The following is a 21,961-nucleotide window of genomic DNA, read 5'->3' as shown; positions in this document are numbered from 1 at the left end:
ACCCCTAGCATTCATAGGGTAAAACCTGATCGCTTACGCCGGAGACGCACTGATACAGTCGCGAAACTTTCCAGGGATGGCTCAATGATATCGACTGCTGAAAAGCCTTCCCCCCAGGCACATGGCGCAAAATGACCTCCAAGAATACTCCTGCCAACGTGATTTCCGAGCTGCTTTCAGCCACTGCGCCCACCGCCAATGGCGCGCGCAGCTACTACAGCCAGCCAACCCTGAGCCCGCAGCAATACCTGTATTTCACCGAACCCGACACCCAGCGCATCCTCGATAACCTCGACGGCCTGCGCGACCTGGTGTTTCCGCCAAGCCTGCATGTCGAGGACGACGCCCAGCTGCGCCTCGACCAGCAGTTCCCCTCGGTATGCCTGATCGGCCTCGGTCGCTGCGGTTCGAACATTGCCCTGGATGTCGCCGAGCTGGTGTACAACGCACGGACGTTCTACCTCAACGAATTCAAGAGCGACGACCGGGTCGGCAACGATCCGTCCTACAACCCGGCGCGCTGGATCCGCAACAACCTGCGCCTGGTCCAGGCCAAGAGCGCCAAGCCGGTGTTCCTGGTGGAACCGCTGGTCATGCTCGGCGACCTGGACAAGGACATCGCCGGGCGCATCCGTTTCTCGCGCAAGGGCGAGAAAAGCGGCTTCCTGCGCGACTACAGCAAGATGAAGATCATGGACCTGTCCGAGGTCCATGCCGGTGGTGCCGGTAACGCGCCGATCCTTGGCCAGTACCTGGCGAAGATCATCCTCAACAAGGAAACCCACCGGTTCTCCAGCGCCGACTGGAAACTGATCCACTCGTACCTGATCGATTCCTGCGGGATCAAGGCCAACCAGTCGCGGCTGTACTTCTATATCTTCAGCGCCGGCGGCGGTACCGGCTCGGGCATGGCCTCGGAATTCGGCCTGGCCCAGCAATTCTCGTACATGAACAAGACCTTCGACACCAAGCCGGCCGACGAACAGGACGGCGAGGCCGGGCATTCGTTCGTCTTCGAACCGATCTTCACCAGTGGCATCTGCGTACTGCCGAACATTTCCGATCACCGCAGTGAAATGTCAGAAGCGCTACACATCAACGCCGGCAGGCTTCTGTGCAAATACCTGTCAGAGGAATGGGACTTCTCCTACAACTTCGACAACGAAGACAGCAGCGAAGCCAGCGTGATGGGGCGGATTCGCCCGTGGAACGCGATGATGCTGATTTCCAACGACATCATGCGCTACGCCGAAGAAAGCGACGACGGCAACATCCAGAATATCGACGTCAACGCCATGGAGAAGCACGCCAACCAGTACATCTCCCAGCAGATCTTCAACATCCTCACGGCCCAGGCGGTCACCACCGACTACGACCAGAACTACTTCCGGCGCGCCGGCATCGATATCGGCGAGACCATCCGCCTGGATGCCAACGACCTGTTCATGAGCCTGGCCGGCCCGGTGGCGATCGCCTACGCCGAGTCGGTAGTCCCGGAAACCCCGGGCAACAGTTCGGAGAAAGGTTTCAAGGTGTTCGAGAAGGAACCGCCGCGCCTGGACATCGACGACCTGTTCTTCCGCTCCATCGACCTGCCGCACTTCAACAAGGACACCCAGGCCATCGAGGGCATCAGCCTGTTGCCGATCGAGTCCAGGCGCTACCGCGCGGCCCTGGAGCAGTACCGCAAGTCCGGCTGCGACGCCGCGGCACTGCACGACCTGCATTTCTTCAAGAATTGCTCGTCGGTGGTGTCCATCGTTTCGCTGCCCAAGGACTACAAGCTGTCCTACATGGACCTGAACCGGCTCAAGACCCACCTCAACAGCCTGTTCCCCAACACCACGCTGAAACGCTATGCGCTGGTGATCGGTGCCTCGGCCAACCTGTCGCTGACCACCCTGATCGCCAAGAGCCCATGCCTGTCGGACGACTTCCTGACCTTGATCGTGGCCTTCATCAAGCGCTGCTTCGCCAGGATGCCCTATCGCTTCGACGACACCCTGGACAACGCGATTCTTGAATTCATTACCCGGGAAGAATTCGAGGAAGAGCGCATCGACGAATTGCTCAGCGAATTCGAGAACCCGGCGAAGATCCTCGACACCAACTGGTACGCGATCAAACCGATGTACGAGAAGAAGTACCGCGAACTCATCAACGACAAGAACAAGTTCGTTTCCATCAACGATATTCGCTTGTCGCGGGAGTGCGTGAAAAAGGCCATCAAATACTTGCGCGAAATTTATCGCCACCGGATTGGCAAGACCAAGGTCATTTCGCTCAATAGTCATACTGGCAAAGTCGACTACTAAAAAAGCGCGACGCGGACTCTGTGGGAGCTGGCTTGCCAGCGATGGCTTTAGTGAATTCACCATAGCTATCGCTGGCAAGCCAGCTCCTACAGGGTCCGCGTCGTTTTCAGGGCTCGGGAACTGTTACCGCCCCCAAGTGGTTCATCAGGCACTGTTACCAACCGTCACCCCACTTGATCGACCTCGCGCACCAAAATGGACTCGTTGTGCGTTTTTACGCACCCGATTGGCGCCGCCTCAGGCCGACGGCCGAACCTGAATCACGATGAACGGCTGCACCACCACCGCCCAGATCTCTGGATCGCGGCTCTGCAGGTCGAGGGCCTGCTCGGAGCTGACCGGGCCGACAGTGCCAGCATCACGCCACTGTGCAAAGGTTTCGCTGCGGTTCTCGGCCATCGCCTGTGCGACTTCGATCAGGTCAAGGGAAGGGTCGACCCAAATCAGGTCACCCTTTGCCCAAAAACGCTCCAGGGCTTTCCACTCGATTACCGCCGTCTCGCCGAGCAGTTTGGCATAGAGGGTGCTTGGTTCATCAGTCATGGGTTTCACCAAAAGTATTCAGGTCATTCGAAAGGCCGGTATTTTTGCAGAAAAACCCAGTTTCAAATAAGTAATTGGTCGACAGGTCCAGCAAAGCCAAACGTTTCCGGAACTTCCGGACAGCAAGAAGACGCTTTTTTGTATCTTTATGTCGATCAGGCGACACCCCTTGTTTTTGCCTCGGCGGGCCTGCTTTTCAAGCGATGAAGCGGCGCTCTACACTGTACCGGTACAGTTGCCAGGGCATTCACCGGGGATGAAACCGGAATGCGGGCTGCGATACGGCGTAGCCGTACCGGGTCCGTCGGGTCCTCTGCCATGGCGCAAGGACGATAAAAATTACAACAGAATGAGTGGAGCACTATGAGTAAAGTTTCCAAGCTGTTCGCCGCGATGGTCCTGGCCGGCGTTGCCAGCCATTCCTTCGCCGCCGATACCATCAAGATCGGCATCGCCGGCCCGAAGACCGGTCCGGTGACGCAATACGGTGACATGCAGTTCATCGGTGCCAAGCAAGCCATCAAGGACATCAACGCCGCTGGCGGTGTCGACGGCAAGATGCTCGAAGCCAAGGAATACGACGACGCCTGCGACCCGAAACAGGCCGTGGCAGTCGCCAACAAGGTGGTCAACGACGGCGTCAAGTTCGTCATCGGCCATCTCTGCTCCAGCTCCACCCAGCCAGCGTCCGACATCTACGAAGACGAAGGCGTGATCATGATCACCCCGGCTGCCACCAGCCCGGAAATCACCTCCCGCGGCTACAAGCTGATCTTCCGCACCATCGGCCTGGACAGCGCCCAGGGCCCGGCCGCCGGCAACTACATCGCCGATCACGTCAAGCCCAAGGTCGTCGCGGTACTGCACGACAAGCAGCAGTACGGTGAAGGCATTGCCACCGCGGTCAAATCGACCCTCGAGAAGAAAGGCACCAAGGTTGCCGTCTTCGAAGGCCTGAACGCCGGTGACAAGGACTTCTCCTCGATCATCCAGAAGCTCAAGCAGAACAACGTCGACTTCGTCTACTACGGCGGCTACCACCCGGAGCTCGGCCTGATCCTGCGCCAGGCCAAGGAAAAAGGCCTGAACGCCAAGTTCATGGGTCCGGAAGGCGTCGGCAACGACTCCATCTCGCAGATCGCCCAGGACGCGTCCGAAGGCCTGCTGGTGACCCTGCCGAAGTCCTTCGATGCCGATCCCGAGAACAAGAAGATCGTCGAAGCCATCAAGGCCGACGGCAAGGACCCTAGCGGTCCGTTCGTGTTCCCGGCCTACTCGGCTGTCGAGCTGATCGCCCAAGGCATCAAGAAAGCCGGTAGCGAAGATACCGACAAGGTGGCCGCAGCCATCCACGCCGGCACCTTCAAGACCCCGACCGGTGAACTGTCCTACGACGAAAAAGGCGACCTGAAGGACTTCAAGTTCGTGGTCTACGAATGGCATTTCGGCAAACCGAAAACCGAAGTTTCCCCTCAGTAACACCGTCTGATACTTGACCGAAAAGCCCACTGTGCGAGCAGTGGGCTTTGTTTTACGAGGTTCATGGGCCCGCTTCCCGCGATCCGGGATCGGGTTCACCTGAAAATCTTAAAACCGTCACCAGCGGTTCCCTGGCAACGCATCGGCCGAAGTGGCCCCAGACCACAAGGCCATGCCGGGCAAGCCCCGCCAGCGAAATGCATATTCAGGTTTTTAGGAGCGCTGTAATGCCTGAGATCTATCACTTTTTCCAACAGCTGGTTAATGGCCTGACCATTGGCAGCACCTATGCCTTGATAGCCATTGGCTACACAATGGTTTACGGCATCATTGGAATGATCAACTTCGCCCACGGCGAGGTGTACATGATTGGTTCCTACGTGGCCTTCATCGTCCTTGCCGGACTGGCCATGATGGGCATCCATTCGCTGCCGCTGCTGATGACCGCCGCGTTCATCGCGACGATCGTCGTTACCAGTGCCTACGGCTACAGTATCGAACGGGTCGCCTACCGGCCGTTGCGCAACAGCAACCGCCTGATCCCGCTGATTTCCGCCATCGGCATGTCGATTTTCCTGCAGAACACCGTACTGCTTTCCCAGGACTCCAAGGACAAATCCATTCCCAACCTGATCCCGGGGAGCATTTCCTTCGGTCCGGGCGGTGCGGAAGAAGTCCTGGTGTCCTACATGCAGATCCTGGTCTTCGTGGTCACCCTGATCGCCATGACCGGCCTTACCCTGTTCATCTCCCGCTCGCGTCTGGGCCGGGCCTGCCGGGCCTGCGCCGAAGACATCAAGATGGCCAACCTGCTGGGGATCAACACCAACAATATCATCGCCCTGACCTTCGTCATCGGTGCCGCCCTGGCAGCCGTGGCCGCAGTGCTGCTGAGCATGCAGTACGGCGTGATCAACCCCAACGCCGGCTTCCTGGTGGGCCTGAAGGCCTTCACCGCGGCAGTCCTCGGTGGCATCGGCAGCATTCCGGGCGCCATGCTCGGCGGCCTGGTGCTGGGTGTGGCCGAAGCCTTCGGCGCTGACATCTTCGGCGACCAGTACAAGGACGTCGTGGCGTTCGGCCTGCTGGTTCTCGTCCTGTTGTTCCGTCCGACCGGCATCCTCGGCCGTCCGGAGGTTGAGAAAGTATGAACAGAAACCTCAAATCGGCGTTCTTCAGCGCCCTGCTGGTCTGGGCCGTGGCCTTCCCGGTGCTCGGCCTGAAACTCAGCATCGTCGGCATCAACCTGGAAGTGCACGGCCAGGGTCCGTTCACCCTCGGCGTGATCGCCCTGTGTTCGGTGCTGATGTTCCTGCGCGTGCTGCTGGACAAGCAATGGAGCGCAATGATGCGCTCGCGTCGGGACGGCCCGCTGGTGCCACCCAAGGTCAGCAACTGGCTGACCCTGCCCAAGACCCAGCGCTACATCATCCTCGGCCTGATCGTGGTCGCCCTGGTCTGGCCGTTCTTCGGCTCGCGCGGCGCGGTCGACATCGCCACCCTGATCCTGATCTACGTACTGCTCGGCCTCGGCCTGAACATCGTGGTCGGCTTGGCGGGCCTGCTCGACCTCGGCTACGTCGGCTTCTACGCCGTGGGTGCGTACAGCTACGCGCTGCTCTCGCACTACTTCGGCCTGAGCTTCTGGATCTGCCTGCCGATCGCCGGCCTGATGGCGGCCACCTTCGGCTTCCTGCTGGGCTTCCCGGTGCTGCGCCTGCGCGGTGACTACCTGGCCATCGTGACCCTCGGTTTCGGTGAGATCATTCGGCTGTTCCTGCGCAACCTCACCGATATCACCGGCGGTCCGAACGGCATCAGCAACATCGAGAAGCCGACCTTCTTCGGCCTGACCTTCGAGCGCAAGGCTGCCGAGGGCATGCAGACCTTCCATGAGTTCTTCGGGCTGGAATACAACTCGATCAACAAGGTGATCTTCCTTTACCTGGTGGCCCTGCTCCTCGCCCTGCTGGCGCTGTTCGTCATCAACCGCTTGCTGCGCATGCCGATCGGGCGTGCCTGGGAAGCGCTGCGCGAAGACGAGATCGCTTGCCGCGCACTGGGCCTGAACCCGACCGTGATCAAGCTCTCGGCGTTCACCCTGGGTGCCTGCTTCGCCGGGTTCGCCGGCAGCTTCTTCGCCGCGCGCCAGGGCCTGGTGACACCGGAATCCTTCACCTTCATCGAATCGGCGATCATCCTCGCCATCGTCGTGCTCGGCGGTATGGGCTCGCAGTTGGGCGTGATCCTCGCGGCCATCGTGATGATCCTGCTGCCGGAGCTTATGCGTGACTTCAGCGAATACCGCATGCTGATGTTCGGCGCCCTGATGGTATTGATGATGATCTGGCGTCCGCAGGGCCTGCTGCCTATGCAACGTCCACATATGGAGCTGCGTCGATGAGCCGCGAAATTCTGAAAGTCAGCGGCCTGAGCATGCGCTTCGGCGGCTTGTTGGCGGTCAACGGCGTCGGCCTGACCGTCAAGGAAAAACAGGTGGTCGCCCTGATCGGCCCGAACGGCGCCGGCAAGACCACGGTGTTCAACTGCCTGACCGGTTTCTACAAGCCCAGCGGCGGCACCATCCTCCTCGATGGCCAGCCGATCCAGGGCCTGGCCGGTCACCAGATCGCCCGCAAGGGCGTAGTGCGGACCTTCCAGAACGTACGCCTGTTCAAGGAAATGACTGTGCTGGAGAACCTGCTGATCGCCCAGCACCGCCACCTCAACACCAACTTCTTCGCCGGTCTGTTCAAGACCCCGGCTTTCCGTCGCAGCGAGAAGGAAGCGATGGAGCGTGCGCAGTACTGGCTGGACAAGGTCAACCTGACCGAGTTCGCCAACCGTACCGCCGGAACCCTGGCCTACGGCCAGCAGCGCCGCCTGGAAATCGCCCGCTGCATGATGACCCAGCCACGGATCATCATGCTCGACGAGCCGGCCGCGGGCCTCAACCCCAAGGAAACCGAGGACCTCAAGGCGCTGATCGCGTACCTGCGCGAATCGCACAACGTCACCGTGCTGCTGATCGAGCATGACATGAAGCTGGTCATGAGCATTTCCGACCACATCGTCGTGATCAACCAGGGCACGCCCCTGGCCGATGGCACACCGGAACAGATCCGCGACAACCCTGACGTGATCAAAGCCTACCTGGGGGAAGCGTAAATGCTGCAGTTCGAAAACGTTTCCACCTTCTACGGCAAGATCCAGGCGCTGCACTCGGTCAACGTGGAAATCAACCAGGGCGAGATCGTCACCCTGATCGGCGCCAACGGTGCCGGCAAGTCCACCCTGCTGATGACCCTGTGCGGTTCGCCGCAAGCCCATAGCGGCAGCATCCGCTACCTGGGCGAGGAACTGGTCGGCCAGCCGTCCTCGCACATCATGCGCAAGAGCATCGCCGTGGTCCCGGAAGGCCGCCGCGTGTTCTCGCGCCTGACCGTCGAGGAAAACCTGGCCATGGGCGGCTTCTTCACCGACAAGGGCGACTACCAGGAGCAACTGGACAAGGTCCTGCACCTGTTCCCGCGCCTGAAGGAACGCTACAGCCAGCGTGGCGGCACCATGTCCGGCGGCGAACAGCAGATGCTCGCCATCGGCCGGGCGCTGATGAGCAAGCCCAAGCTGCTGCTGCTCGACGAGCCATCGCTGGGCCTGGCGCCGATCATCATCCAGCAGATCTTCGACATCATCGAACAGTTGCGCCGTGATGGCGTGACCGTGTTCCTGGTGGAGCAGAACGCCAACCAGGCGCTGAAGATCGCCGACCGCGCCTATGTGCTGGAGAACGGGCATGTGGTGATGCAAGGGACCGGGGAAGCGCTGTTGACCGATCCTAAAGTGCGCGACGCTTACCTGGGGGGTTGATCTCCCGGGCCCTATCGCTGGCAAGCCAGCTCCCACAGGGTGGGGACTGGCTTGCCAGCGATGAGCCTTACAGACACAGCAGATTTCCCTGACACAACTTCACTTGTAATCCCCCCTCACCCTGCATACCGTTGGAAACTTTTCAGGCCGAGATCCCGGAGTTTTCCTCGATGCGTATCGCCCCCTCGCTGTTCGTCGCCGCGCTGCTGCCGCTGTTCGCCGGTTGCCAGTTGCTCGCCGACCAGCCGGAAACCAGCGTCTCCACCGCCGGCATGACCCGCCTGCAAGGCGAGCTCAGCGCCGCCAATGGCCAGTTGCTGTTCAAACCCTGCACCGAAAGCCGCCGCTTCGTCGTCCAGGACGCCGGCAATACCGGCCTGCTCCAGGAAGCCGCGACCCTCGCCGCCACTCCGGGCGTACTTTTCGCCGACCTGCGCGGCACCCTTTCCTCCAGTAAAAGCGAAGGCGCCGACGGCCAGTTCAACGTGCACCAGTTGTACCGGCTCGATCACTCGGCCAGCGCCTGCAGCGACCCCAATTTCAAGCGCCTGACCCTGCGCGCCGCCGGCCACGAGCCATTCTGGAACCTCAATGTCAGCGGCCAGGGCATGGTCCTCAACCGTCCGGACCAGCCACCACTGGCCCTGCCCTATCTGGAAGAGCAGATGCCCGGCGGCGGTATCAGCGTCAGCAGCGAAGCCAACGGGCAAAAGGTCGAGCTGTGGCTCGCTCCGCAACGTTGCGTCGACAGCGCCACCGGCGGTGTCAGCCACCTGACCGCGCAATTGCGCCTGGACGGCCAGACCCTCCAGGGCTGCGGTTACTTCGGCGGGTCGCGCAACGACTGACCGCCGGCGCGCATTCAGACTGCCTGCCAGGCCGGCGAAAGCTTTATACTCTCGCGTTTGTGTAAAGCCGCCGGCCCTTCCATGGCCGGGATACTGGACCCTGTCATGCTACGAATCACCGAACTGAAGCTGCCGCTGGATCATCCCGACGAAGCCCTGCGCGAGGCCATCGTGCAACGCCTGGGCATCGACGACGCCGAGCTGCTCGACTTCACTATCTTCAAGCGCAGCTACGACGCGCGGAAGAAGAACACCGAACTGCTGTTCATCTACGCCATCGATCTGAGCCTGCGTGACGAAGCCGCGGTTCTCGCGCGGTTCGCCGACGACCACAACGTCGGCATCGCCCCTGACGTGAGCTACAAGCCGGTGGGCGTGGCGCCCGAGGGCGGCCTGGCCGAACGGCCCATCGTGGTCGGTTTCGGCCCTTGCGGTATCTTCGCCGGCCTGATCCTGGCCCAGGCCGGCCTGCGCCCGATCGTGCTGGAGCGCGGCAAGGAAGTCCGTCAGCGGACCAAGGACACCTGGGGCCTGTGGCGCAAGAGCGTGCTCAACCCCGAGTCCAACGTGCAGTTCGGCGAAGGCGGCGCCGGGACCTTCTCCGACGGCAAGCTGTACAGCCAGATCAAGGACCCGAAGCACTATGGCCGCAAGGTCCTGCACGAATTCGTCAAGGCCGGCGCCCCCGAGGAAATCCTCTACGTCAGCAAGCCGCATATCGGTACCTTCCGCCTGACCGGCATGGTCGAGAACATCCGCGAGGAGATCATCGCACTCGGTGGCGAAGTGCGCTTCGAGCACAAGGTCACCGACCTGCTGATGGAAGACGGCCAGCTCCATGGCGTGGTCCTGCATACCGGCGAACAGCTGCATTCGCGCCATGTCGTCCTGGCCCTTGGCCACAGCGCCCGCGACACCTTCCGCATGCTGCACCGCCGTGGCGTGTTCATGGAAGCCAAGCCGTTCTCCATCGGTTTCCGCATCGAACACCCGCAATCGCTGATCGACAAGGCGCGCCTGGGCAAGTACGCCGGCCACCCGAAACTCGGCGCCGCCGACTACAAGCTGGTGCACCATGCGAAAAACGGCCGTTCGGTCTACAGCTTCTGCATGTGCCCGGGCGGGACCGTGGTCGCCGCCACCAGCGAGCCGGGCCGTGTCGTGACCAACGGCATGAGCCAGTACTCGCGCAACGAGCGCAACGCCAACTCGGGCATCGTCGTCGGCATCACTCCGGAACAGGATTATCCGGGTGGCCCGCTGGCCGGGATCGAGCTGCAGGAGCGCCTGGAAGAGCGCGCCTATGAACTGGGTGGCAGCAACTACCACGCGCCGGCTCAACTGGTGGGTGATTTCGTGGCAGGTCGTCCGTCCACGGCCCTGGGCAGCGTAGAGCCCTCGTACAAGCCGGGCATCAACCTCGGCGACCTGGCGCCGAGCCTGCCGGACTTCGCCATCGAAGCCCTGCGCGAGGCGATCCCGGCCTTCGACCGGCAGATCAAGGGCTACAACCTGGCGGACGCAATCCTGACCGGCATCGAGACCCGGACCTCGTCGCCGCTGCGGATCACCCGGGACGAGACCCTGCAGAGCCTGAACCTGAAGGGGTTGTTCCCGGCGGGTGAAGGGGCCGGGTATGCCGGGGGCATTCTGTCGGCGGGTGTCGATGGCATCCGGATTGCCGAAGCCGTGGCCCGCAGTATGCTCGGGCTGACCGAGTAAGGCTCTCGGGCCTCATCGCCGGCAACGCCGGCTCCCACAAGGTTCGCGGCGCACACCGAACCTGTGGGAGCCGGCGTTGAGGCCATCAGCAACAACACAAATGATCAGATCCCTTCGCGCAGTACCGACTCCGGCAACCCCTCTCCACGCTCCACACACCCCGCCACCGCCGCAATCAACGGTTCCAACACATACCCCTGCTGCCCCAGCCATTGCTCATCGTAATAAGTCGTCGCGTAGCGCTCCCCGCTATCGCACAGGATCGCCACGATCGATCCCGACTCGCCCGCCGATTGCATATGCAGCGCCGCCTGCAAAGCCCCGACCAGGTTGGTCCCGCTCGAACCGCCGACACGCCGTCCCAGACGCTGCGCCAGGTAGTGCATGGCCGCCAGCGACAGTGCATCCGGCACCTTGACCATCGCATCGATCACCGCCGGCAGGAACGAGGCCTCGACCCGCGGCCGACCAATGCCCTCGATGCGCGAACCGCAGTCCAGGCGCAGCGAACGATCGCCACTGCGATAGCAATCGAAGAACACCGAGCGCTCGGCGTCGGCGCATAGCACCCGCGTCGCGTGTCGGCGGTAGCGCACGTAGCGGCCCAGGGTCGCCGTGGTCCCGCCGGTACCCGGGCTGGAAATCAGCCAGGCCGGTTCGGCATGCCGCTCGAAGTGCATCTGGCTGAAGATCGACTCGGCGATATTGTTGTTGGCGCGCCAGTCGGTGGCACGCTCGGCGTAGGTGAACTGATCCATGAAGTGGCCGCCGCTTTCCCGGGCCAGACGCTCGGACTCGGCGTAGATCTGCGTCGGGTCCTGGACCAGGTGCGGCTGGCCACCATAGAACTCGATCTGCGCGATCTTTTCCCGCGATGTGGTGGCCGGCATGACCGCAATGAAAGGCAAGCCCAGCAGCCGGGCGAAATACGCTTCGGAAATGGCCGTCGAACCGCTGGACGCCTCGATCACCGGCGCTCCGGGGCGCAACCAGCCATTGCACAAGGCATAGAGAAACAACGAACGGGCCAACCGGTGCTTGAGGCTGCCGGTGGGGTGGCTGGACTCGTCCTTGAAGTACAGGTCGATATCCGGAAAGCCCGGCATGGACAGGGGAATCAGATGGGTATCGGCACTACGCTGGAAATCGGCATCGATGATGCGAATGGCTTCACGGACCCAGGTGCGGTGATGATTCATGGGGCGGTTCTCATGCGTCAGGGGCAAATGGCTGTAGAAACGACTACCGTCCATTTAGGCAACTTCCTACATCCTTGCCAGAAAAGCCCGATAGCCATGAAAACACCGAAACAGCTTATAACAAAAAAGAATATAATTTTTATTTTAATGAATATCACAACGGGTTAGGGTGTTCGACCTTTTTGTCATTCGATGGAGGAGCGACCTTGCCTCTACGTAGCACATTCACCCGGTTCTTCCAGCTCGAAGCCGCCAGCGGCCTGTTGCTGATCGCCGCTGCGGTGCTGGCCCTTATCGTCAACAACTCGCCGCTGTCCTGGCTCTACAACGGCCTGCTGGAGGTACCGGTGGCCGTGCAGGTGGGTGCCCTGAGCATCGCCAAGCCGCTGCTGCTATGGATCAACGACGGCCTGATGGCGCTGTTCTTCCTGCTCATCGGCCTGGAGGTCAAGCGCGAGCTGGTCGAGGGACATCTGTCCAAGCCGTCCCAGGTGGTCCTGCCCGGCGCGGCAGCCCTTGGCGGCATGCTGGTGCCGGCGCTGATCTACTGGTTCATGAACCGCGACAACCCCTCCGCGATCGCCGGCTGGGCCATCCCCACCGCCACCGACATCGCCTTCGCCCTCGGCGTGCTGGCGCTGCTCGGCAAGCGCGTGCCGGTGTCGCTGAAGCTGTTCCTGATGACCCTGGCGATCATCGACGACCTCGGCGCGATCATCATCATCGCCCTGTTCTATTCCGGTGCCCTGTCGACCCTCTCGCTGATGCTGGCAGCCGCCTGCATCGCCGCACTGATCGCGATGAACCGCCTCGGCGTGGTCAAGCTAGGTCCGTATCTGGTGATCGGCCTTGTCCTCTGGGTCTGCGTACTCAAGAGTGGCGTGCATGCAACCCTGGCGGGCGTCACCCTGGCGCTGTGCATCCCGTTGCGCACGCGCAATGCCGAAACCTCGCCCCTGCTCACCCTGGAACACGCCCTGCACCCGTGGGTGGCCTTCGGCATCCTGCCCTTGTTCGCCTTCGCCAACGCCGGCGTGTCCCTCGCCGGGGTGACTCTTGAAAGCTTCACCCACGCCGTGCCCATGGGCATTGCCGTGGGCCTGCTGGCGGGCAAGACCCTCGGGGTGTTCGGCCTGACCTGGATCGCCATCAAGCTGGGCCTGGCCGCCCTGCCGGCCGGGGCCAACTGGGGGCAGGTCCTCGGCGTGGCGATTCTCTGCGGCATCGGCTTCACCATGAGCCTGTTCGTCGGCTCCCTGGCCTTCGTCCCCGGCGCCAGCGAGTACGTGGGCATGGACCGCATGGGTATCCTCACCGGTTCGATCCTTGCGGCCATCATCGGCTACACCATCACTGCCCTCTCCAGTCCGAAACAGCCAACCAGCTGACGATCGAGAGGCGCAAAAAAACCCCGAGCGGCTCAAGCCGACCGGGGTTTTCTTTTGCCGCAAGCCTTAGTGACTGACGCGGCTGGTGCCGTTTACGGTCATGATGCGCACGCGCTCGCCGACCCGGAAAATCTCGTTTTCCTGAACCTGCTGCACATAGGCACGCATGCTGCCGTCGTCTTCGCGCACGGTGATTTCCACGCCCTGGGTACGGGTCAGACCTTCTTCGGCGGCAGAGCCGGCCAGACCACCGGCAACCGCACCGATCACAGCGGCGACGATACTGCCGCGGCCGCCACCGATGGCGCTACCGGCAACCCCGCCGACCACCGCACCTGCACCACCGCCGATTGGCGTCTTGGTGCCTTCGATCTTGACCGGGCGCAGGGATTCGATGGTGCCCATGCGCACGGTCTGCACGCGGCGCGCCTCGTCACGGGAATAGGAATCACCGGACAGGTTCGAGGCACAACCGCCCAGCAACAGCGACATCGTGGTGAACGATGCGACCAGCAGTACAGATTTACGCATAGGAATCACTCCTTAAGACAGGTGCCCATTAGACTGCGCGCGTTGACGACTGTCACGACGTGCGATGGATAAAATTGCTTTCATTCAGCTCCGGTACAGGGGCATTCGGTCTGAACCGTCAGAAACCTGCAGGAAGAATAGACATGGATTACTTCATCATCGCCATCACCACCCTGGCCGGCTTGTATTTCCACGGCTGGCTCTATGTGCGGATCAGACGATGGACCGATCGTGACCTGGCGCTGTCCTTCGCCGGCAAGGACGAAGACAAGCGCACATTCATGCTGCAAAGGTTGGATGCCGCAAGAGCGCAAAAGGTCAAGCGAAAGGAACTGGCGGCCTGGCTGGAACGCGAGGCCGCCAACTACGCCGGTTAAGGAGCCAGGCGCTCACGCAGCCAGTTGCCCTGCTCCAGGCGGTAATTCAGGCGGTCATGCAGACGGCTGGGGCGTCCCTGCCAGAACTCGATGCGCTCCGGCAGCAGCCGGTAACCCCCCCAATGCTCCGGGCAGTGCGGCTGGGTATCGCTGAAGCGCTGCTCGGTAGCCTTGAGCAAGGCTTCAAGCTCGCCACGGTCGGCGATCACCCGGCTCTGCGGCGAGGCCCAGGCGCCCAGGCGACTGCCCAGCGGGCGTACCTGGAAATACGCGTCGGACTCCTGCGCCGACACCTTCACCACCCGTCCTTCGATACGCACCTGACGCTCCAGCGCCGGCCAGAAAAAGGTCATGGCGGCGAACGGGTTGGCCAGCAGATGCTGGCCCTTGGCACTCTCGTAGTTGGTGAAGAAGGTGAAACCGTGCTCGTCCAGGCCCTTGAGCAGCAGAACACGGCAATGCGGTCGGCCGTCGGCATCGACGGTGGCCAGGGTCATGGCGTTGGCCTCCACCGGCGCCTGCTCGGTTTTCACCGCGTCGGCGAACCACTGGTGGAACAGGGCGAACGGCTCGGCCGGGGCTTGCGCCTCGGCCAGGCCGTCACGGGTGTAGTCACGGCGCATATCAGCCAGTGTCTGGGTCATCTACAGCGTTCCTTGAGGATCAGTTGGTCTTCGCAGGGCTGTTGTTGACTGCCACCTTCTTGGCGGCAGGCTCGGCTTTTTTCGCAGCCGCTTTGGCTGGAGCCGCTTTTTTAGTGGCCGCGGCGGTTTTCGCCGGGGCGGTTTTCTTCGCCGTGGTGGCCTTGGCCGGGGCTTTCGCGGCAGCCTTGGCCGCCGGTTTTGCTGCAGGCTTGGCGGCAGCGGCGGCCGGCTTGACGTCCTGCACCGCGACCAGCTCGGCCGGGCTTGGGGTCGGTTGCTTATACTTGGCCACCAGGGCGACCAGCGTCTCTTGCGGGGTCAGGATCATTTCCACGCGGCGGTTCAGGGAGCGGCCCTGGAGGCTGTCGTTGGCCGCACGCGGAGCGACCGAGCCCATGCCGCGCAGGGTCAGGCGGTCACGCTGCAGGCCACTGAGACGGAAGATCGCCGACACCGATGCGGCGCGCTCCAGGCTGAGTTTCTGGTTGGTGGCGGCAGCACCACTGCTGTCGGCATGGCCGAGGATCAGCACGGCGGTTTTCGGATCGGTTTCGATTACCTTGGCCACCTTGGTGATCGGGCCGAGACTGATCGGCAGGAGCATGGCCGGACGGTCCGGGTTGTAGCCGCTGTCCACCGGCAAGGTCACCACCAGCACGTCTTCGCGGCGCTCCAGCTCCAGCTTGCTGTCCTTGATCGCCTCGCGCACCTTCGGCTCGTAATTATCCAGCCAGGCCTGGGTGGCCTTGACGTCGACCTTGGGCACCGCAGCAACCTTGTCCGCAGGCTTGTCATCATTGCCGCCGAACGGCCACCACCAGTTGCCGCCCTCGGACTTGGCTTCGGCCTTGGCCTCGGACCGGGCAACCTTCTCCTGCACCGCTTCCTTCACTTCCTGGTCAGCCACCTTGTCCGAGCCGAACGGCCACCAGCCGTGGCCACTGTCCGCAGCGCCTTTCTGGGGATTCTGGGCGCAGCCAGTGATGGCCAGGCACAGGGCGAGAGCTAAGGTTTTATGTGAAGACATCAGCGATACACCATGAAAATGAAGGAAAAATGGAAAAGAGCTGGTCACAGAATAGCCAACCGTGCCCGCGAGTACAGTGGCACCCGATCAAAGGCAGTCGGCGAGAACCCGCACCAGTTTCTGCGCGCGCGGATCCATGAGGATATAGGGGCCCAGGGTATTGGTGACGAACCCGAAGGCAACGTCATGTTCCGGATCGGCAAAACCTACCGAGCCTCCCGCCCCGGGGTGCCCGAAGGCGCGAGCACCAAGGCCGAAGGTGGCGTTGGCCACGGTGGGCTGGTCGAGCATGCAACCGAGGCCGAAACGGGTCTGGGTCAGGAGGGTCCTGTCGTCGCCAAGGCTGTGTTCGCGGGTCAATTCGTCGAGCAGTTCCGACTCCAGCAGGCTGCCGTCCAGAAGACCGGCGTAGAAACCGGCCAGGCTGCGGGCATTGCCGTGGCCATTGGCCGCCGGCTGTTGCATGCGCCGCCACTCGGGCTTGTTGGTGCTGGTGAGGATCGCCGGGGGATTGGTGAAGGCCCGGGTCGACAGGGCCTGGGGTTCGGTCATGGTGACCTTGAGCAGGCGCTGCGCCGCTGCATCGCCCAGGTTGCCCTTGCCCCGGGCAATATGGGCGACGCGGTGGAATTCGGCATCGTCCAGGCCGATGTGGAAATCCAGCCCCAGGGGCCTGGCAGTGCGGGCGACGATGGATTCGCCGGGGCCGCGGCCATCGGCACGGCGGATCAGTTCACCGACCAGCCAGCCATAGGTAATCGCCGCATAGCCATGCGCGGTCCCCGGCTCCCACCAGGGGGCTTCGGCGGCCAGGGTGTCGACCATGGTCTGCCAATCATAGAGGGCTTCGGCAGGAAGCAGTTCGCGGATCGCCGGGAGGCCGGCGCGGTGGCTGAGCAGTTGGCGCAGGGTCACCGATTCCTTGCCGGCCTGGGCGAACTCGGGCCAGTAGCGGGCCACCGGGGCGTCCAGTTGCAGCTTGCCCTCGCCCACCAGTTGCAGGGCGGTCACCGCGGCAAAGGTCTTGGTGCAGGAAAACAGGTTGGCGATAGTGTCGCTGTGCCAGGCCTCACGGCCGTCCTTGTCGGCGGTACCGGCCCAGAGGTCGACTACCGTCTCGCCACCGACCTGGATGCACAGGGCCGCACCGCGTTCCTGGGGATCATCGAAAAGTGCCGCAAAGGCCTCGCGTACCGCCTCGAACCTGAGTTCGAAATGACCCTGGATCTGCACCCGTTGACTCCCCTGGAAAGCGTTTGAAAAGTGGCGTGCATTGTTTCAGCCCGCGAAGGATTTTGGAACAGACATGGGTCGGACAATGACCACTATTCATGTGGGACGGCGCGGACCCTGTGGGAGCGGGTTCACCCGCGATTGCGATAGTGGATTCACCATCGCAATCGCGGGTGAACCCGCTCCCACAAGGGTTGCGAGCTATCTGGCGGGCTCGGTCTCGGGCTTGTGCGCCACACCCACGATCTGCTTCCCGACCTGCAGATTGGCCTTGCGCACCTGTTCGATGAAGCCCTGGTACGGCACGTCGGTGATTGCCACCAGACCGAAGTGACCGTTTTCACCATCGAGCAGACGCCCGCTGGCCGGCTGGTCGAAGAACTGGAACCAGTGCACGCCGACGATCGCCGGCTCCTCCAGCGCCGCCTTGAGGAACGCGGCGTAAGCCGGCCCGCGGTCCTCCTCCCGTGCCACCTCCATCGGCCCCGGCCAGAACGGACCGCGATCGCGAGAGCCGAAGTGGAACTCGGAGACCAGCACCGGTTTGTCCAGCTCGCGCAAGCGGGCGAAGTCGTAGCCATCCTGGGGTTTGGGCGTATAGAAGTTGAAGCTCAGGACATCGCAGTACTGGGCGCAGGCCGCCACCGCTTCCGGTGTGGTCACGGCGAAACGACCGCCCAGCAGCAGATGGTTGGGCGCATGCCATTTCAGGGCATCGGAGATGGTCTTGAAGTAGGCATCGGCGAAGGAGCGCTGGAAGTGCTTGAAGTCTTCTTCGATCTGCGGGTGCTCGGCGCTTGGCAGCGGCGCCTCGAAGCCCGGATCTTCCATCAGTTCCCAGGCGGTCAGCTGGATACCCCAGGCCTTGGACAGGCCTTCCTGGTTACGGTACTTGTCGCGCAACTGCTTGAGGAAGGCGCGCTTGGCCGGTACGTCGGTGGTCAGGCGCAGGGTGCCGTAGGCCAGGCCATAGCGGGATTTCGGGTCATCTCCCGGGGCAGCCCAGGCCAGTTCGTTGTCGGCGAAGTAGCCGATCAGGAACGGGTCGTCACGATGATCACGGGCGGCGATGGCCACGGCACGCTCGGTAGCCATGGCGAAACGCGGGTCGAACGGGTCGGGCATGGCGCCCCACCAGTCCATGCCGGTGCTGATGCTGGCGTAATCGCCGACGATTGCCAGCGGCAGGGTGTAGGGCACCCGCTCGGCCTGTTCCAGGCTCGACTCGCTCCAGTTGCCAAGGGTATTGAAGCCCCAGGCCTGCAGGCGATCGAGGGTGTGGGTTTGCCAGCGGGCGGCATCGAGGACAGGCTGCGGGCAGGGTTTGGCGTCTGCCGTCGGTGTCGGACACGGCTTGCCGTAGGCCCTTTCCAGGTTGGCGGCATAGAAATCGAACCAACGGCCCTGGTTGAAGTTGCGGCCTTTCGACGAGGCATTGCCGTCGTTGTTGTTGCCTTCGCCGTAGAAGGCGGCCAGCGGCGAGTCGGCTTTCGGCAAGTCGCTGAACATGCTTTCGCGACCGGCGACATAGGTGCGCCCGGGCTCGTCATTCACCGCATTGACGCCCAGGGAGTAGAACGGATGCCCTTCCGGGGTCACCAGGTACCAGCGGCCATCGCGCTTGACCGTGCGGAAGAAGCCCTTGGCATCGAAGGTCTGGCCGCCGGTCCAGCCGCCGAAGCGGTCCAGCGGTTGCTTCTCGCGCTCGGCGAGCCAGGTCTTGAGTTGTTGCTGTTCTTTACCGGCCGCGGCCTTGAGCTGTTCATCGCTAGCGACCTTTTCCGGCCAGCGGCCCCGGCTGTATTGGCCGTAGCCGTCGATAAGCTGGCCATAGGCGGCCTGTTGCAGGCGCTCGTCATCCTGCACGTTGATCCGCTCGATGAGCACGCTCTGGGCGACGTTGGGCTGGTTCATCGACAGGCTGATGGCGCTGACCTGGCTCAGGTCCAGCTCGCCGCTGCTGCTGGCAACGATCAGGCGCTGGCCCTCGTACGTCCACGGCATCGGCGGACCGGCGCGCATGCCCTGGCTCAAGGGCGAAGCGGCCTGCAGCGGGATCACCACGGTCTGCGCCGGGCCGGCGGGCAGGTCGATGCGGCTGGTGAGGGTCTTGCCATCGGCGCTCTGCACAGTGACGTTCAGGGTCAGGGCCCAGTCCATGCCGCTTTGCAGGCGCAGGGTCAGGGTTTTCTGCGCGGACCAGTCCCACACGCCGGTCTGCGGGCTCATGCGCAGGCTGGGCCGCTGCACCGGGTTGAACACCACCCGCCGCAGCACCTCGCCCTCGGCCGTCTGTTCCGCGTTGTACTGCGGCAGGCTGGCATCCTCGGTCGCCACGTTGACCACCGAGGTCGGGCGCACGAAGTTGAACAGCGTCTGTTGCGCAGCCAGCAAGGGTTGGCTGAGCACTAGCAGGAAGGCGGCAGGAAGGGTACGGCGCAACATGGGGCTGGAGTTCTCCTTGAGGGGCCCTTTCAGGGGCCTTGGTTCCGGTGATAGACAGCGGCAAGCGCAAAAGATTGTTCAGGATGATCGCAGACTCTGTGGGAGCGGGTTTACCCGCGATGGCGTCGGTGAATTCACCACAGCAATCGCGGGTAAACCCGCTCCCACAGGAATCGCGTCAGCCTTCAGGAAATTTCCCGACGGAACGGCGGCAGCGCATTGAGAATAGCCTTCCCATAGCGCTGGGTGACCACCCGACGGTCAAGCAAGGTGATGGTCCCGCGATCCTGCTCGGTACGCAGCAAACGCCCGCAGGCCTGGATCAGCTTCAAGGAGGCATCCGGCACGGAGATCTCCATGAACGGATTGCCTCCCCGCGCTTCGATCCACTCGGCCAGCGCCGCTTCCACGGGATCGTCAGGCACGGCAAAAGGAATCTTGGCGATCACCACGTGCTCGCAGTACGCCCCCGGCAAGTCCACGCCCTCGGCGAAACTGGCCAGGCCGAAGAGTACGCTGGACTCGCCGTCATCGACCCGTGCCTTGTGCTTGTTCAGGGTTTCCTGCTTGGACAGGTTGCCCTGGATGAACACCTGCCGGCGCCAGTCGCGGTCCAGGCCGTCGAACACGTCCTGCATCTGCTTGCGCGAGGAGAACAGCACCAGCGAACCCCGCGAGCCCTCCACCAGTTCCGGCAGGTCACGGATGATCGCGGCGGTGTGGGCGGCGGCGTCCCGCGGGTCGGCGCGCAGGTCCGGAACCCGCAGCACGCCGGCGTCGGTGTGGTGGAACGGGCTCGGTACGACCGCCGTGACCGCGGCCTTCGGCAGGCCCGAGCGCATGCGGAAACGGTCGAACGTACCCAGTGCGGTGAGGGTCGCGGAGGTGACCAGGGCACCATGGGCGACATTCCACAGGTTGCGCCGCAGCATCTCGGCCGCAAGGATCGGGCTGGCATTGACCTCGATATCGAACAGCGCGCCGCTTTCGGCCAGGGTCAGCCAGCGCGCCATGGGCGGGCTGTCTTCCGGGTCCTCGGCGGTGAAGGCGGTCCACAGCTCCCAGTTGCTGCCGGCGCGGGTCAGCAGGGTGCCGAACAGCGGGTACCACTCCTCGGCCTGATGGCTCGGAATACCGATATTGACTTCGCCATCCATGCCTTCCTTGAGCAGGTCGGCCAGGCGGGTGAACAGGTCGTTGAGGCGGGCGAAGCCCTTCTTCAGCTCGATGCCGATCTCGCGGATATGCTCCGGGACCACCCCGCCGATAAAGCGGTAACGCGGGCGTTCACGGCCTTCGGCATCCTCGCCGGGGCGGAAATCGGCAACCTGCTCGCAAGCGGCGAACATGAATTGCTGGTGGTTCTTGATCTCCCGCGCCAGCTCGGGAACCTGCTCGATGTACTTGCCCAGGTCACCCGGCAACGGGTTCTGCGCCAGCAGCTTGGTCAGGTTCTTCGCGGTCTGCTCCAGCCAGTCCGCCGTGGAGCGCAGGCGGCTGTAGTGGGCGAAATGGCCGATGGCCTTGTCCGGCAGGTGATGACCTTCGTCGAACACATAGATGGTGTCGCGCGGATCCGGCAGCACCGCACCGCCGCCCAGGGCCAGGTCGGCCAGGACCATATCGTGGTTGGTGACGATCACATCGACCTTGCCCATGCCTTCGCGGGCCTTGTAGAAGGTGCACTGGCCGAAGTTCGGGCAGTGGCGTCCGGTGCACTGGCTATGGTCGGTGGTCACCCGTGCCCAGTCCTGGTCTTCGAGGGCGGTGGGCCAACTGTCGCGGTCACCGTCCCAACGGTTGCCGGCCAGCTTCTCGATCATGCTGTTGAACAGTTTCTGGCTGGCTTCGTCCACCTCGATCCTGAAGCCTTCTTCCTCGAAAAGCTGGGCCGTGGCGCTTTGCGCATGGCCTTCCTGGAGCAGCAGGTCGAGTTTGGACAGGCACAGGTAGCGGCCGCGCCCCTTGGCCAGGGCGAAGCTGAAGTTCAGGCCGCTGTTGCGCATGAGGTCGGGCAGATCCTTGAAGACGATCTGTTCCTGCAGGGCGACGGTAGCGGTGGCGATCACCAGGCGCTTGCCGGCAGCCTTGGCCGCGGGAATCGAGGCGAGGCTGTAGGCCACGGTCTTGCCGGTACCGGTACCGGCTTCCACCGCCACTACCGCCGGTTCGCCGCTGCGCCGGCCTTCCTCATCGCAATCGATGTCGCCGAGGACCTTGGCCACTTCGGCGATCATCAGGCGCTGGCCATAGCGAGGCTTGAGGCCCTTGGCCTCGAGAAAACGCGTATAGGCGCCCTGAATCTGGGACTTGAGTTCGTTGCTGATCATGGTCTCGGGC

The 21,961-nt window shown here is 63.0% G+C and carries 18 protein-coding genes; 10 read left to right on the top strand and 8 right to left on the bottom strand.

Features of this window, described 5'->3' with window-relative positions; all coding sequences use genetic code 11:
• Window positions 1–131: 131 nt before the first annotated feature.
• Window positions 132–2,315 carry a hypothetical protein gene (locus ACKLLE_RS21465; RefSeq protein WP_064303734.1) on the top strand — a complete coding sequence of 728 codons (2,184 nt, stop codon included), beginning with the start codon at window positions 132–134 and terminating at the stop codon, window positions 2,313–2,315.
• 237 nt (window positions 2,316–2,552) lie between these two features.
• Here the strand turns inward: ACKLLE_RS21465 and ACKLLE_RS21460 are convergent, their stop codons facing one another.
• Window positions 2,553–2,858, bottom strand: a complete 306-nt coding sequence (locus tag ACKLLE_RS21460; protein ID WP_009408363.1) for a DUF2288 domain-containing protein — start codon at window positions 2,856–2,858, stop codon at window positions 2,553–2,555.
• 363 nt (window positions 2,859–3,221) lie between these two features.
• Here ACKLLE_RS21460 and ACKLLE_RS21455 point away from each other — a divergent pair, with 363 nt between their 5' ends.
• The 7 genes from ACKLLE_RS21455 (at window position 3,222) to ACKLLE_RS21425 (ending at window position 10,777) form a co-directional block, all read left to right on the top strand.
• Entirely contained in the window at window positions 3,222–4,337 is a 1,116-nt protein-coding gene (locus ACKLLE_RS21455) for a branched-chain amino acid ABC transporter substrate-binding protein (RefSeq protein ID WP_009408364.1), read from the top strand.
• A 227-nt stretch (window positions 4,338–4,564) separates the two neighbouring features.
• Window positions 4,565–5,488, top strand: a complete 924-nt coding sequence (gene livH, locus ACKLLE_RS21450) for a high-affinity branched-chain amino acid ABC transporter permease LivH (RefSeq protein ID WP_009408365.1) — start codon at window positions 4,565–4,567, stop codon at window positions 5,486–5,488.
• Window positions 5,485–6,741: a high-affinity branched-chain amino acid ABC transporter permease LivM gene (locus tag ACKLLE_RS21445; protein ID WP_009408366.1), complete on the top strand. Its 1,257-nt coding sequence runs from the start codon at window positions 5,485–5,487 to the stop codon at window positions 6,739–6,741. The genes livH and ACKLLE_RS21445 overlap by 4 nt, the downstream gene beginning before the upstream one ends.
• Window positions 6,738–7,505, top strand: a complete 768-nt coding sequence (gene livG / locus ACKLLE_RS21440; protein ID WP_420059021.1) for a high-affinity branched-chain amino acid ABC transporter ATP-binding protein LivG — start codon at window positions 6,738–6,740, stop codon at window positions 7,503–7,505. The genes ACKLLE_RS21445 and livG overlap by 4 nt, the downstream gene beginning before the upstream one ends.
• The gene (locus ACKLLE_RS21435; protein WP_009408370.1) at window positions 7,506–8,207 is read left to right on the top strand and encodes an ABC transporter ATP-binding protein; all 702 of its coding nucleotides are present in this window, start codon (window positions 7,506–7,508) and stop codon (window positions 8,205–8,207) included.
• A 170-nt stretch (window positions 8,208–8,377) separates the two neighbouring features.
• Window positions 8,378–9,055 (top strand): COG3650 family protein, encoded by a 678-nt coding sequence (locus ACKLLE_RS21430; RefSeq protein ID WP_420059020.1) that lies wholly within the window; start codon window positions 8,378–8,380, stop codon window positions 9,053–9,055.
• A 105-nt stretch (window positions 9,056–9,160) separates the two neighbouring features.
• Complete coding sequence (locus tag ACKLLE_RS21425; protein WP_420059019.1) at window positions 9,161–10,777, top strand: NAD(P)/FAD-dependent oxidoreductase; 1,617 nt, start codon at window positions 9,161–9,163, stop codon at window positions 10,775–10,777.
• A gap of 104 nt (window positions 10,778–10,881) precedes the next feature.
• Here ACKLLE_RS21425 and ACKLLE_RS21420 read toward each other — a convergent pair whose 3' ends face one another.
• Window positions 10,882–11,976, bottom strand: coding sequence for a PLP-dependent cysteine synthase family protein (locus ACKLLE_RS21420; RefSeq protein WP_420059018.1), 1,095 nt, complete (start codon window positions 11,974–11,976; stop codon window positions 10,882–10,884).
• A gap of 206 nt (window positions 11,977–12,182) precedes the next feature.
• Between ACKLLE_RS21420 and nhaA the strand changes: the two genes are divergently transcribed.
• Window positions 12,183–13,364, top strand: coding sequence for a Na+/H+ antiporter NhaA (gene nhaA / locus ACKLLE_RS21415; RefSeq protein WP_420059017.1), 1,182 nt, complete (start codon window positions 12,183–12,185; stop codon window positions 13,362–13,364).
• A 66-nt stretch (window positions 13,365–13,430) separates the two neighbouring features.
• Here the strand turns inward: nhaA and ACKLLE_RS21410 are convergent, their stop codons facing one another.
• Window positions 13,431–13,895: an outer membrane lipoprotein gene (locus ACKLLE_RS21410; protein ID WP_009398593.1), complete on the bottom strand. Its 465-nt coding sequence runs from the start codon at window positions 13,893–13,895 to the stop codon at window positions 13,431–13,433.
• 143 nt (window positions 13,896–14,038) lie between these two features.
• On the opposite strand from ACKLLE_RS21410, the gene ACKLLE_RS21405 reads away from it, so the two are divergent.
• Entirely contained in the window at window positions 14,039–14,272 is a 234-nt protein-coding gene (locus tag ACKLLE_RS21405; protein ID WP_420059016.1) for a hypothetical protein, read from the top strand.
• Here ACKLLE_RS21405 and pdxH read toward each other — a convergent pair.
• The 5 genes from pdxH to dinG all read right to left on the bottom strand — a co-directional run bounded on the left by pdxH (window position 14,269) and on the right by dinG (window position 21,951).
• Window positions 14,269–14,916 (bottom strand): pyridoxamine 5'-phosphate oxidase, encoded by a 648-nt coding sequence (gene pdxH / locus ACKLLE_RS21400; RefSeq protein WP_064303729.1) that lies wholly within the window; start codon window positions 14,914–14,916, stop codon window positions 14,269–14,271. The genes ACKLLE_RS21405 and pdxH overlap by 4 nt on opposite strands.
• 19 nt (window positions 14,917–14,935) lie before the next feature.
• Window positions 14,936–15,943, bottom strand: coding sequence for an OmpA family protein (locus ACKLLE_RS21395; RefSeq protein WP_420059015.1), 1,008 nt, complete (start codon window positions 15,941–15,943; stop codon window positions 14,936–14,938).
• A gap of 87 nt (window positions 15,944–16,030) precedes the next feature.
• The gene (locus ACKLLE_RS21390) at window positions 16,031–17,176 is read right to left on the bottom strand and encodes a serine hydrolase domain-containing protein (protein ID WP_420059014.1); all 1,146 of its coding nucleotides are present in this window, start codon (window positions 17,174–17,176) and stop codon (window positions 16,031–16,033) included.
• A 201-nt stretch (window positions 17,177–17,377) separates the two neighbouring features.
• A complete protein-coding gene (locus ACKLLE_RS21385; protein ID WP_420059013.1) occupies window positions 17,378–19,621 on the bottom strand; it encodes a beta-galactosidase in 2,244 nt (747 codons plus the stop codon).
• A 185-nt stretch (window positions 19,622–19,806) separates the two neighbouring features.
• On the bottom strand, window positions 19,807–21,951 hold the full coding sequence (gene dinG, locus ACKLLE_RS21380; RefSeq protein WP_420059012.1) for an ATP-dependent DNA helicase DinG: 2,145 nt from the start codon (window positions 21,949–21,951) through the stop codon (window positions 19,807–19,809).
• Window positions 21,952–21,961: the final 10 nt, after the last annotated feature.

It is taken from the genome of Pseudomonas bharatica (genome assembly GCF_048586865.1).
Classification (GTDB): Bacteria; Pseudomonadota; Gammaproteobacteria; order Pseudomonadales; family Pseudomonadaceae; genus Aquipseudomonas; species Aquipseudomonas bharatica.
The sequence above is the reverse complement of the archived record's forward strand: the minus strand, read 5'-3'. Positions and strand labels throughout refer to the sequence as shown.